Origin of the sequence: Streptomyces sp. CA-106110 (assembly GCF_050936285.1) — a bacterium.
Taxonomy (GTDB): domain Bacteria; phylum Actinomycetota; class Actinomycetes; order Streptomycetales; family Streptomycetaceae; genus Streptomyces.
This window is the reverse complement of record NZ_JBNJNB010000001.1, coordinates 2717624-2729470: the sequence shown is the minus strand read 5'-3', so window position 1 is coordinate 2729470 and position 11847 is coordinate 2717624. Positions and strand designations below refer to the sequence as shown.

The window sequence follows — 11847 nt, the reverse complement described above, 5'->3', positions numbered from 1 at the left end:
AGGCTTCCGAACTCGATGGATCAGTTGTTGGGGATCTTGCGGAGGTCGGCAGCAAGCTCCTTGAGCACGGTGGCCGTGCTCTTCTTCCCGGTCAGCGCCTCGGAGATGTGGTTCTGGATGCGCAGACTCGCATCTTCGTACGCGGGCACCTGGGGCCGCGGAGCACCGTGCAGCAGGCCCTCCTTGAGGATGGGGAGGTAGGGGTTCTCGGCCACCAGCTTCTTGTCTGTGTACAGATCAGTCAGCACGGGCGAGTTGGAGAGGTCCTCCACCTCGATCCGCTGGACTGTCGGGCTCTCCATGAAGGCCATGAACTGCTCGACGGACTTCCTGTGCTTGGAGTAGCTGCTCAGGACCAGGTTGTTGCCACCCAGGGTCGTGGCCCCTACCCCGTTTGCACCGGGCAGCGGCGCCATGCCGAACTTGCCCTTGATGACGGAGTCACTTCCGCCGGCGTTGGCGAGGTTGTACACATAAGGCCAGTTACGCAGGAAGAGCAGCTTGCCCTGCTGGAAGGCCCGGCGGCTGTCCTCCTCCTGGTACGTGATGGCGGCCTTGGGGATGTAACCCTGCTTGAATCCGTTCACCAGGAAGTCCAGACCGGCCTTGGCCTGGGGGGAGTCGACGGTGACCGATCCGTCAGGACCGAAGATCGAGCCGCCTGCGGAGTTGATCGCCTCGGTCGCGTTGACCGTCAGTCCCTCGTACTTGGCGAACTGGCCGCTGTAGCAGTCCATGCCGTGCTGCTTGGCGATACGGCAGTCGTTGATCAAGTCCTGCCAGGTGGTCGGCGGCTTGCTGACCAGGTCCTTGCGGTAGAACAGCAGAGCGCCCGCCGAGCTGATGGGGGCGCCGTAGAGATCTCCCTTATACTGGGCCGTCTTGACCGCAGCGGGCAGCATCTCCTTGATCGGCAGACCGGCGGGGTCGATCTTCTGGATCCAGCCCCGGGCGGCGAATTCAGCGGTCCACACGACATCGGCGGACACCGCGTCGAACCGATCGCTGTGAGCCTGGAAGTTCTGAACGATCGCGGCTCGCTGCTCGTCGGATGACGCCGGCAGTTCGATCAGGTTCACCTTCGCGTCGGGGTGTTCCTTGTTCCAGAGGTCGACCACCTTGGTCTGCAGTTTGCCCGAGGTGTCCTTGCCGACCACGAGGGTGAACGGACCACTCCCGTCCGCTTTGGCTGTGCTGCCGCCGGGGGTACTGCCGGAGCAGCCGGCGACGAGGGCCACGCTTGCCAACGAGGCCGCAACTGCACAAGCTGCTCTCATACTCTTCATCGGAAAACTCCTTGCTCATCCCAGATGTCGCATTTGCCCGGATCCCAGCTGCGCGACCCGCATCGAGCAGGTGCGGCAGCGTCACTCATGGGCCGTGCCGGGTGGCGGTTGCCATGCGAGGGCATATGAACGATCAAATAAGACCGTCAGGCACTACAACATTTGACGATCGTTGCAGCAAACAGTTGTTGGTCACGTTTTGATCACGCACAAGAAGGAGGCGCTCATGTGCAGGGCTGAAAACGCCGATCGCCGGACTGGGGGCCGAACCCGCACTGTGCCGCGGGTACACGATCCGATCCGAAGCGGCGGGTGGGGTGCTGCAGGTGCCAGAATCCTCATCCGTGCCGGTCAGGGGCCGTGCGGGCACCGTCGTGGGTCCCTGCTGGCCGGCGGTGCCGGTGGTCGCCTGCCTGCCAGTTCCGGCCGACGTGCATATGGTCTGGTGCTGCTGCGACTGCCATGCCTGACCTCGACGAGCATGTTCACCCTCATGCGGCTCCTGCCGATGCGCGCCTGCGGCGAGGGAGCCGAGACCTTGGCACTCCGCCACCGACCGGCCATGCTGCAAAGGCGGACCGACAAGCCGAAACTCAGCTGACCCGTGTACGGTGCCAGAAGGTGCGCATAGCTCCTGAGCAGGTGTACTTGGCAGTTCCAGGTGATCACAGCAACCTCGGGCTGCATGGCGCTGCCCTTTGCTCTACCTGACACTCCTCCGGCTCCTCGGACTGCTCCTGCTGCTGGCACGCTCGGGAGAAGCCAAGGACGTCGAACCGCTCACGCTGCGCCACGAGAACACGACACTGCGCAGCGGCTCGGCGTCCGGCCGCGCATTGCCCGGCCGGACCGCGCCATGCTCGCAGCCCTCGCCCGGCACCTGCGGCGCGTCCTCGCCGGGTGTGCCGAGCACTACGACCGCGGGCGGCCCCACCGGGCCCTGCAGCCTCGCGCTCCCGCCGACCAACCGGACGCCATCCCTCCCAGCCCAGTGGGTCCAGCGCCACGCCATCCTCGGGGCCCCATCCACGAATACCGAGACGCCGCCTGAAGAAGCTCGCGTCACGAAGCGAACGCGAAGGCCAGTGCACAGTCGGAGCTTTTGTGACCCTGCAGGCTCAACCGGACACCATGCCAAGGTCGGAGTGAACGCGGTCAAGCATGGTTCGGGATAATGGTGAACATGCTCAGTTGGCGTGCGAGAGGCCGGAGTTCATACGGCCGCTGAGCTGCGCGGATGATGCGTCGGCACCCAAAGGCTAGCGCTCCCGTCAATTCCCTGTCCGGTCGAACCGGGTTGCGCGGCCTGGTGATATATCTAACGCAATCGCATGGCTCTCTTGCTCGCGAATGTGCAAGTGAGATGGCATTCTCAGGGAGACGAAGATCTCGCCCACCTGACGGAAACCGACGGTCCATCCTGTGAACATCCCGGACGCCGAAGTCTCCGCCGAGGACCGCTCCGCCTTCACCACGATCGACGCCCTCGACGAGGCGCCGCGCCGCAGTCGCCGTTGGCTAAGGCCGGCCGCGGTCGCGGCCCTCCTGGCCCTGTTCACCATCGAGCTGATACTGGGGTGGTCGTCGCTGACCGCGGCGCTGTCACAGTTGCGCGCGCCACGGCCGCTGTGGTTCGCCGTTGCCCTTATTGCCGAGCTGGCCGCCGTGAACTGCTACGGGCGCATGCAGCGCCGACTGCTCCGCTCCGCCGGGGTGAGTCGGCCGGTCCACCAGCACATCGCTCTGGCTTACGCCGCCCACTCCCTCAGCGTCACCATACCTGGCGGCCCGGCCTTCTCCACCCACTTCAACTACCAGCAGATGCGCCGCTTCGGAGCCACGCCAGCCGTCGCCTCCTGGTGCATCGCGCTGTCCGGCATGCTCTCCGCCGCCGCACTGGCTGTCATTACCGCGGCCTCCGCGCTCGCCTCCCATGGCGCCCTGCTGTGGCGCAGCCTCCTCACCCTCACCCTGGCCATCCTGCTGCTGACCGTCGGCATTCGGCGCAGGGTGCGGATCCTTCTGAGGGAAGGTTGTTGATCAAGTACTGGGTTGGTTGTGGTGCTGGTCGGGGTAGGTGCGCTGATGCTCGCGGGTGTGGTGGTAGGCGAGGTAGGTGTCGAGGTCGCCGTTGGCGTGGACAGCGCGGAGTTTGAGGACGGCTTCGGCGCTGGCGAGGCCCCAGCGGGCTCCGGTGATGTCGAGGCGGTCGCCCACGAGGTGCCGGCACGCGCCTTCGACCGATCCGGTTGCGATGGGCCAGCCCTTGTCCAGTGCGGTGTCGTAGCGGAGCTGGTCGAGGTGGCCGGACAGGTAGCGCACGCAGGTGTCGACGCTGTCCCGTTTCGCCCCGGTGAGCTGTTCCTTCTCGGCGCGGGCGGTCATCTCGCCGGCGACGCGGGCGGCGTGTCCGTGCAGGATCGCGGTGAGTGTCTCGGCGGCGAAAGTCTCGGCCTCCAGGCTGCCGACAGGATGGAAGGCGTGCGCGGCCGTCCACGCGTACTCGGCGACATGGACGAAGTCGATCAAGATGTGGATCTTGGCGTTGCGGCGCTGTGCTTCGGCTTCGACGAGGTCGAGTTGGTGGCGGGCGCCGTCGACGAGGATGAGCCAGGGCCGGTGATGGCCCGGGTCACGGTCGGTGGCCTGGGTGAATGCCTCGGCGATTACGTCGTCGGGGTCGTGGATCAGGGAGGCGGTGCACCACCGGTTGACCGCTTTCGGGCCGGGCCGCACCGTCCGCAGGCGGGTACGGCCGCCGGGTGGGTGGACGATGTCGTGCGGACGGCGCTGGGCGGGGTGGGTGTCGTGGACGCAGGCGATGGTCGCCATGCGTTTCCGGTTCGGTTTCTCGCCCGGTGCGAGCCGCGCCTGCCTGCCCTGCCGCTTCTTTGCCTCGGCCGCGCGGCGGGTGGCCTCGCGTAACGCTTCGGGCCGCATCACCACCCCCTTCTGGTCGACCTGGATGACCAGCGGCATGTCGGCCGTGCACGGGGAGGCGATCTTGTGGTGGTAGAAGGCGTCGATGTCGGCGGCGGCCTCGACGGTCAGGCTCTCGGCCCGGCGTTTGCCCAGTACCGGCCCGCACCGGTCGGTGATCGCCGCGACGGCCTGCGCGTAGGAACCACGGACCGCCTCGCGCACGGCGAGGCGTTTGACGCCGTGGCTGTGCCGGCCGCGTGGCAGCGACAACTGGGCGTCGGCCGGGTGCACGTTCGACAGGCCCCGGCTCCGCCAGGCGCACCGCGTCACACTCACCGTGCCGAACAAGCAGGTCAGCTGCCGGGCATGCCCCCTCTCGCGGTACGGCCGCACCTCGCGGTCCGGACCGAAGACCGCCCGAGGCGGCGGCGCCTGCTCTTCACGGGCCGCCCGCAGGTCGAGGTGGTCCTGGAAGAACCGGCGCAGGATCTCCCGGCCATCGGTCTCGATCAGCTGTTCCACCGCGGCATGGTCCAACTCGGCGGTCTCGGGTGCCGACAGCCGTGCTGCCAGCGACTCCACCGCTTCCATCGAGCAGGCAAACGGGTCAGGGACATCGTGGGTGTCGTAGCGTTCCATCCGGGCTCTTCTTCCGGCCGTCGTTCCTGGTTGGCACCTACGACGGTAGGAAGAAGAGCCCCTTGACCACCGGGAGTTGGCTCACCGCACCGAACCGGTCGCCGTCCTTCCGGCCGACGCGGTGAACAGTGCGGGTGTCTGTTCGTCCAGCCAGCCCCGCTCGACCAGCCGCTTCAGTTTCGACCGCGTCCCCTCGATCTTCGACGTCTGCGCGGGCAGGCCGATCCTCGGCACGACCTGCTTCGCCTGCACCGGCTCGGGCCCGTCGTCGATCACGTCCACGATGTCGCGGTAGACCGCAGGGAGATCCGCGCTGCTCATCCCCTCCCACCACACGGTCACCGTCTGCGCTCCCACCACCCGGCCCCCGCCCACCGGCTCGACCGCGTCCACGGCCACTCCCTCAGCCGCGAGTTCCTCCAGCGTCTCCCGCGTCACGGTCAACCGTTCCAGCCGGTCCCGCTCAGCCTCCAACCGCACGGTCAACACGGCGATCTCCCGCTCGAGTTCCTCCACCCGGGACCGCACCGCCGCCTGCCGAGCCTCCAGTTCCCCGATCAACGAGCCCATCCGGCACCGCCTCCTCTACCCGCACGGTAGAGACGACAACACCCCACCCACACCCAGATCAGCAAAACCCCAGTTCAACCGTCCCCCGAGAGGATCCGCACCCTTCGGCGCATCACTCGCCACCCCGAGAAGGTCGAACCGGCCACCCGTGCGGCACTGGCCAAAATCAACCGACTGCGGCACCACCCCGACGCCGAGGGCCTGGACCGCATTCGCGGCTTCGTCGAGCAGCTCCGCGCGACCCGTCTCGCACCCAGGCATGCAGTCGCGGCCGCCACCTACGCCGTCCTCAACTGGGTGCTCGACGCCGGGTGCCTCTGGCTGTGCTTCCACGCCGTCAGCGGCAGCGGGGTCAGCAACGCCCAGTTGCTGTTCGCCTTCTGCGCGGGCATGACCGCTGGCACTGTCACGATCATCCCGGGCGGCCTCGGCCTAATCGACAGCGCCCTGATTCTCGGACTGGTCACCGGCGGCGTCACCACGAGCACCGCCATCGCCACTGTCGTGCTCTACCGAATCATCAGCTTCGGCTTCATCGTCGGCGCGGGCTGGATCACGTGGCTGATCATCCGACGTCACAACCGCCGAGTACCGGCTGTCTGACCGCCACGGACCGCCCGCGAAAGGAAAGCATCGCCCGCGAGACAGGGCAGTCGCAGCAGCGCGATCCATCAGCCTGACACGTCCGCCCGGTAATCAGCGGGACCAGGACATCGAGATATTGACGCTCCGGCATCAACTGGCTATTGCGGCAGATCGACAAGCCGCGCATCGCTCCGACGGACCGTGCTTTCCTGGCCCCGCTCCTTCACTGGCTTCCCAGGCCCAGGCTGCGGCGGTTGCACCTGATCGTCTCCCCGGACACGGTGCTGAGGCGGCACCGTGACCTGATGCGCCGTCGCCACGCCGACGCCTCTCGACGTAAATGGCCCGGCAGACCACCGACCGTCGCAGCGTCCAGGCCGTTGTCCTGCGCTTGGCCCGGGAGAACGACGGGTGGGGCTGGAGAAGGATCCACGGGGAGCTCGCCGCGCTGGGTATCAAGGTCGCACCTTCCACGGTGTGGGAGATTCTGCGGGCGCACGGGATCGAGCGGTCGCCCGAACGCGGCCGTCAGATCTGGGCCGCGTTCCTGGCGCGGCCGGCCCCACGCGATCCTGGCCCGTGACTTCTTCACCGTCACCACCCTGAGCGGCGCGAGCGTGCACGTCTTCGCTTTCCTCGCGCACGCCAACCGCCGCATCCGCATTCTCGGAGCCCCCAGCAGCTCACGCCGGCAGGTCTGTAACCAGCGTTCCGTGGGGGAGTTCATCCGCGGTATCCGGATACCGGTGGTGGCAACGTTCAGCCTGTCGTCGGCCGGGAGGGCGGCGGAAGCGGCCGTGAACTTCGAGTCGGTCGCGGATCTGGAACCTGGCCGTGCTGCCCGCGTCCTTGAGGTCCGTGGGGAGCTTGCAGAAGCACTCCCCGCCCGTGACCTGTTCGAGGTCCGCACCCCTGACGGGTGCGTTTCCTTTGGAGTGACCCCCTCCCACCAGGCAAGACGCAAGGCCGGGAAGTTAAGGGTCTTGTGGTTGGCGTCGAGGCCCGTCGCGGTCAGCAGGCGAGGGTGTAGGTGGCGGGTCCGGTCTTGTGGATCACGCCGCGGTGAGCCCACTGGGACATCTGGACGCGGAAGCTGTTGATGTTCGTGACGCCAAGGATGCGGGCGACATCGCGGGCGTGCCAGGGCTCGCCGGGGCGGCTGGCAAGCACGGCGAGGGCGAGTGTCATCCGGCCGCCCGGGTCCGCCGAATCGTGTTCTTCGGAGGTGCCGTCGGTAGGTGAACTCTCCATGATTTCATGCCCGTTGTTCTCCTCGGTCGATGGTGGGACGGTGCTGGGCGGCGCGAGCGGGGTACTGGTGCGGTCGTGGATGGTGATCTCGATGGCGGTCACCGGGGTGTCGGCCTGGGGGCGGGCCTGGCCCTTGAAGGCGTGGTAGCGCGAGATCGGTGACTTGACCTTGCGGGCGCTGATGCGCAGGCGGCGGGCGGGCAGCAGGTTGTCCAGGACCGCGGCGCCGATCGTGCCGACCGGCTGGGGGTGCTCGGGGGCGATCCCGGCCGCGAGGATGACCTGGGTCCGCGCGGCCTGCAGGGCGGTGATGAAGCCGGCGCGGTCGGGGTCGATACCGGGGCGGGACTCCACGGCGTCGACCATGACGGTACGAAGCGCCTGGTAGAGGGCGAGGGCGGCCCACAGTTCCTGCTCGATGCCGAACCGGTCGCCCGAGCGCAGGACCCGGCCTGCCATGAGCGTGGAGCGCAAGGCGAAGAACGCCGATTCGATCTCCCACCTTTCGGCATAGATCCTGGTCAGACGCTCGGCGGGGTCGGCTACGGGGTCCAGCAGGGTGGTGGCCAGGCGGTAGCGCCCGCCGACGTGGGTGCCGTCCGCCAGGACGCAGACGATGTCGGCCTCGATGACGCGCACCGTCAGCTCCCCGAATCGGGAAAGGTAGGAGCCGTCGGACAGGGCCCGGAGCAGGGGCGGTCGGCGGGTGGACTTGCAGCGGGCCAGGAACTGGGCGCCGGTGGCGGCGGCCTCGGCCAGGAAGGTGTTGCTGTCGAAGCCCCGGTCGATCAGCAGCAGGTGGTCACGGCCCAGCAGCGGCAGCAGGCGCTTGGCGTAGCTGGTCTCGCCGGCGCTGCTGGGGCCGAGGCAGGCGCCGAGCAGGCCGCGAGTGCCGGTCTCCACCAGCGCCATCAGCATGACGGTGGGGTAGCCGGCCCAGGCGAGCCGATAACGGATCTTGCCGAGCCAGCCCCGGGCCCGCTCGCTGTCCGGGGTCTTGATCGAGGAGCAGCCGTCGAAGGCGACGGTGCGAAGGTGCCGGTAGCGGACGCCGGGTGTGGTGGGCTGGGCCAGCGGTCCGGCCAGGGTCTCGAACAGGAGCTTGAGCGGGGCGGGGGTGAGGCGGCGGCGCAGGTGCCGCAGCGCGGTGGTCGACACCTGCGGGAGCGGCAGGTTGCCAAGGGCGGCGGTGAGTTGACGCCAGACGCCCTGGTAGCCGTGGTCGGGGAACAGGGCCAGGGCGAGCATGTAGTACACGCCGACGCGCGAGGGCAGCGCGCGCAGCCGCTGCTGGGTCCGTCCGGTCTCCTCCAGCACGGCGTCGACCAGCTCGAAGGGGATGACCTGTGTCAACTCGCCCAGATGGCCCGGGGCGTAGACCCCAGCGGCGACCGTGCTGGAACGAGTGAGGGTGATGGTGGCACACTGGCCGGGCAACGGGACCTCTGCTCTGGATCTCGGACTGTCTTGCGAGGACGTCCCAAGATCTACCAGCGGTCCCGTTCCGCATGTAGCCCCAGGTCAGCACACATCAGCCCCCGCCTGGACAGTGCCCCGGCCAGCCTTAACTTCCCGGCCTTGAGGCAAGACGGAGCAGATCCGCAGGCGACTTGCCCGATCGTCAGGACATCCAGAGCTATGGGTGCCGGAAGTACCGGCGTCGAAGGGATGGGCAGGTACATGGCGGTCACTCAGAAAGAAACGCACCCCTTGACCGGGGCGCGCCCGTACGTCTTCGCGGTGATCGAGCACGCCACCCGGCGCGCGCGGATCCTGGTCGCCCACGCGTTCACCACGCGGTAGGCCAGCCGCAGCAGCACAGCCGGTCATGATGCCGTGCTGATCGACAGCCGCGGGCCAGCCTCCGATACCCGCGACAGTGGACGACGTCCGTGACACCCCAAGTACCTTCTCCTAGCTGGGCGGATGAGGCATTCGTCAAGGGCAGGTTCTTCCTTGATTCAAGGGGTTGACGCGCCGGTATCCGGCCAGGAAACTTCCATCCAATATTTGAACGCTCCAAGAGGGTGAGCAGGCCTTTCCGGGGCATGTGGGTGAGTCGGCGTCAGGTCCGGTTTCCCATGGTGCTGAGCTTCGGGATGCCATGACGCCCGGACAGGAAGTGGCGAACCCACTCGCCGCTCGAGACTGCTCGCAGTGCTCCCTTGTCCTACAAAGGAAACAGGAGAACCAGGTGGAGAACAGAGCAAGGCGGCCACTGGTGGCAGCCGCAGGCGCCCTTGCGCTCACGTTGGCGCTGGCGGCGTGCGGTTCGTCGGGTGGCGGTGGGGGCACCGCCTCGAAGAACGAGTCGGGCCGCGGCCCCATCACCTATGTACAGGGCAAGGACAACACCGGCGACGTCAAGAACATCATCGCGAAGTGGAACGCCCTGCATCCGGACCAGAAGGTCACCCTCAAGGAGCAGAGCGACCAGGCCGACCAGCAACATGACGACCTGGTACAGCACTTCAAGGCCCAAGACCCCGGCTACGACGTGGTGTCAGTCGACGTCGTGTGGACGCCAGAGTTCGCCGCGCAGAACTGGCTGCAGCCGCTGACGGACAAATTCGCCCTCAACACCGCACCACTGCTGAAGGTGGCCGTGGACGCCGCGACCTACCAGGGGAAGCTGTACGCGGCGCCGATGGCTTCCGATGGCGGGATGTTGTACTACCGCAAGGATCTCGTCCCCAAGCCGCCGACCACCTGGAGCGAGCTACTCGCCGACTGCAAGATCGCCCAGGCCCATCACATGGGCTGCTATGCGGGCCAGTTCGCCAAGTACGAGGGCCTGACCGTCAACGCCTCCGAGGCGATCAATGCCGCCGGCGGTGAGATCGTCAAGTCCGACGGCAAGACCGCCGACGTGGACACGCCGCAGGCTGCCAAGGGCCTGTCGTTCCTTGCGGACGCCTACAAGAACGGCGACATCCCCAAGGAGGCCATCACCTACCAGGAGGAGCAGGGGCGCCAGGCGTTCGAAGCCGGAAAGCTGCTGTTCCTACGCAACTGGTCCTACGTCTACAACCTGGCCAGCAACGACGGAAGCTCGGTGGTCAAGGGCAAGTTCGCGGTGGCCCCCGAGCCCGGGCCGAACGGCATCGGCGCGAGCACCCTGGGCGGGCACTCCCTGGGCATGAGCGTCTACTCCAAGCACAAGGCGACCGCACTGGACTTCATGAAGTTCTACGAGAGCACCGACATCCAGAACGAGTTGCTGATCAAGGAGTCCAACGCCCCGGTCCTCAAGAGCCTGTACACGGACCCGACACTGTTGGCCAACCCCAAGCTCGGCTACCTCAAGACGCTGGGAGAGAGCCTCGCCAGCGCCAAGAGCCGCCCGGTCACGCCGTTCTACCCCGGTGTCACCGCGGCCATCGAGGAGAACGCCTACGCCGCGATCAAGGGCAGCAAATCGGTCTCCCAGGCTCTGAAGGATATGCAGGCAGCGATCAACTCCGCCACGAACGGCTGACGTCAGGAGCGGTGGCCCGGGTCGGCAAAGAGTGACGCCCGGGCCACCGCCGACACGAGTCTGCACATCCCGCGCTCATCCGCCCCCGGCGCGGCCTCACGACAGGGACACAGATGACCGTTACCACCGACAGACCGGCAACGGAGCCGGCCGGGTCGAAACGGCGGCTCACGCGTCGGCACCGCCACACCACGGGCGAGGGCCGTGTCGCACTGCTGCTGATCAGCCCCACTCTGCTGTTGCTCGCCCTGGTCATCGGCTACCCGGTGGTGGCCGCTCTGATCACCTCGTTCCGGCAGGACCAGTCACTGCAGAATGGGTTCTTCACCCGGGGCGGCGGGTTCGCGGGCTTCGGCAACTACACCCACTGGCTGCTCCAGCACTGCGGCGTCGCCGCCTGTGCGCCCGGCACCCTGGGCAGCGAGTTCTGGGACGCCGTGACCGTCACCGTGCTCTTCACCGTCATCACCGTCGTGCTCGAGATGTTCCTCGGCACGCTGATGGCGCTGGTGATGCACCGCAATTTCAAGGGCCGCTCGCTGCTGCGGGCCAGCGTGCTGGTGCCCTGGGCGATCCCCACCGCGGTCACCGCGAAGCTGTGGTTCTTCATGTTTGCCTACAACGGCATCGTCAACAGGGTCCTGGGCACACACATCCTGTGGACCGACGGGCAGTGGGCGTCACGGTTCGCCGTGATCATCGGCGATGTCTGGAAGACGACCCCGTTCGTCGCCCTGCTCCTCCTCGCCGGACTGCAGATCATCCCCACCGAGTTGTACGAAGCGGCCAGGGTCGACGGTGCGAGTGCCTGGCAGCGTTTCCGATATGTCACCGTGCCGATGGTGCGCCCGGCGCTGCTGGTCGCGACCCTGTTCCGCGTCCTGGACGTCCTGCGCATCTACGATCTGCCCGCCATCCTCACCCACGGCGGTGGCGGCACCGGGCACTCCACCACCACCCTGTCCATCCTGGTCATCGACCAGCTCGAACAGGGCTACGGGGGCGCGTCCGCCCTGTCCACCATCACCTTCTTGTTCATCTTCGCGGTGGCCTTCCTCATGGTGAAGCTGTTCAACGCGAATGTGATCCGCACCCAGCAGTCGGCGGTGAAGTGAC

The 11847-nt window shown here is 67.3% G+C and carries 10 protein-coding genes; 6 read left to right on the top strand and 4 right to left on the bottom strand.

Annotated features, from left to right (window positions below):
• Positions 1-20: 20 nt before the first annotated feature.
• On the bottom strand, positions 21-1286 hold the full coding sequence (locus ACQEXA_RS12585; RefSeq protein ID WP_433129849.1) for an ABC transporter substrate-binding protein: 1266 nt from the start codon (positions 1284-1286) through the stop codon (positions 21-23).
• 1422 nt (positions 1287-2708) lie between these two features.
• Between ACQEXA_RS12585 and ACQEXA_RS12580 the strand changes: the two genes are divergently transcribed.
• Positions 2709-3326: a hypothetical protein gene (locus tag ACQEXA_RS12580; RefSeq protein ID WP_433129847.1), complete on the top strand. Its 618-nt coding sequence runs from the start codon at positions 2709-2711 to the stop codon at positions 3324-3326.
• On the opposite strand, the gene ACQEXA_RS12575 is transcribed toward ACQEXA_RS12580, so the two are convergent.
• Together ACQEXA_RS12575 and ACQEXA_RS12570 are read right to left on the bottom strand one after the other, a co-directional pair.
• Complete coding sequence (locus tag ACQEXA_RS12575) at positions 3327-4847, bottom strand: ISKra4 family transposase (protein ID WP_432930358.1); 1521 nt, start codon at positions 4845-4847, stop codon at positions 3327-3329. It abuts the gene before it with no gap.
• A gap of 81 nt (positions 4848-4928) precedes the next feature.
• The gene (locus ACQEXA_RS12570) at positions 4929-5417 is read right to left on the bottom strand and encodes a hypothetical protein (RefSeq protein WP_432923512.1); all 489 of its coding nucleotides are present in this window, start codon (positions 5415-5417) and stop codon (positions 4929-4931) included.
• A 57-nt stretch (positions 5418-5474) separates the two neighbouring features.
• Between ACQEXA_RS12570 and ACQEXA_RS12565 the strand changes: the two genes are divergently transcribed.
• Both ACQEXA_RS12565 and ACQEXA_RS12560 read left to right on the top strand, forming a co-directional pair.
• Complete coding sequence (locus tag ACQEXA_RS12565; RefSeq protein WP_433134537.1) at positions 5475-6020, top strand: lysylphosphatidylglycerol synthase transmembrane domain-containing protein; 546 nt, start codon at positions 5475-5477, stop codon at positions 6018-6020.
• 322 nt (positions 6021-6342) lie between these two features.
• Positions 6343-6585 (top strand): hypothetical protein, encoded by a 243-nt coding sequence (locus tag ACQEXA_RS12560; RefSeq protein WP_432934835.1) that lies wholly within the window; start codon positions 6343-6345, stop codon positions 6583-6585.
• A gap of 428 nt (positions 6586-7013) precedes the next feature.
• Here ACQEXA_RS12560 and ACQEXA_RS12555 read toward each other — a convergent pair whose 3' ends face one another.
• Positions 7014-8690 carry an IS4 family transposase gene (locus ACQEXA_RS12555; RefSeq protein WP_433129845.1) on the bottom strand — a complete coding sequence of 559 codons (1677 nt, stop codon included), beginning with the start codon at positions 8688-8690 and terminating at the stop codon, positions 7014-7016.
• 243 nt (positions 8691-8933) lie between these two features.
• On the opposite strand from ACQEXA_RS12555, the gene ACQEXA_RS12550 reads away from it, so the two are divergent.
• From ACQEXA_RS12550 to ACQEXA_RS12540, 3 genes are all read left to right on the top strand, one after another.
• Entirely contained in the window at positions 8934-9056 is a 123-nt protein-coding gene (locus ACQEXA_RS12550; RefSeq protein WP_432934836.1) for a hypothetical protein, read from the top strand.
• Positions 9057-9474: 418 nt separating this feature from the next.
• Positions 9475-10731 (top strand): ABC transporter substrate-binding protein, encoded by a 1257-nt coding sequence (locus ACQEXA_RS12545; RefSeq protein WP_432934837.1) that lies wholly within the window; start codon positions 9475-9477, stop codon positions 10729-10731.
• A gap of 113 nt (positions 10732-10844) precedes the next feature.
• Positions 10845-11846 (top strand): carbohydrate ABC transporter permease, encoded by a 1002-nt coding sequence (locus ACQEXA_RS12540; RefSeq protein WP_432934838.1) that lies wholly within the window; start codon positions 10845-10847, stop codon positions 11844-11846.
• The last annotated feature ends 1 nt before the right edge of the window (position 11847 follow it).

Excerpts from the sequence above, each read along its gene's own strand:
- ACQEXA_RS12550 (WP_432934836.1), top strand. The coding sequence starts at position 8,934 with ATGGCGGTCACTCAGAAAGAAACGCACCCCTTGACCGGGGCGCGCCCG.
- ACQEXA_RS12540 (WP_432934838.1), top strand. The coding sequence starts at position 10,845 with ATGACCGTTACCACCGACAGACCGGCAACGGAGCCGGCCGGGTCGAAA.
- ACQEXA_RS12575 (WP_432930358.1), bottom strand. The coding sequence starts at position 4,847 with ATGGAACGCTACGACACCCACGATGTCCCTGACCCGTTTGCCTGCTCG.
- ACQEXA_RS12560 (WP_432934835.1), top strand. The coding sequence starts at position 6,343 with ATGGCCCGGCAGACCACCGACCGTCGCAGCGTCCAGGCCGTTGTCCTG.
- ACQEXA_RS12585 (WP_433129849.1), bottom strand. The coding sequence starts at position 1,286 with ATGAAGAGTATGAGAGCAGCTTGTGCAGTTGCGGCCTCGTTGGCAAGC.
- ACQEXA_RS12570 (WP_432923512.1), bottom strand. The coding sequence starts at position 5,417 with ATGGGCTCGTTGATCGGGGAACTGGAGGCTCGGCAGGCGGCGGTGCGG.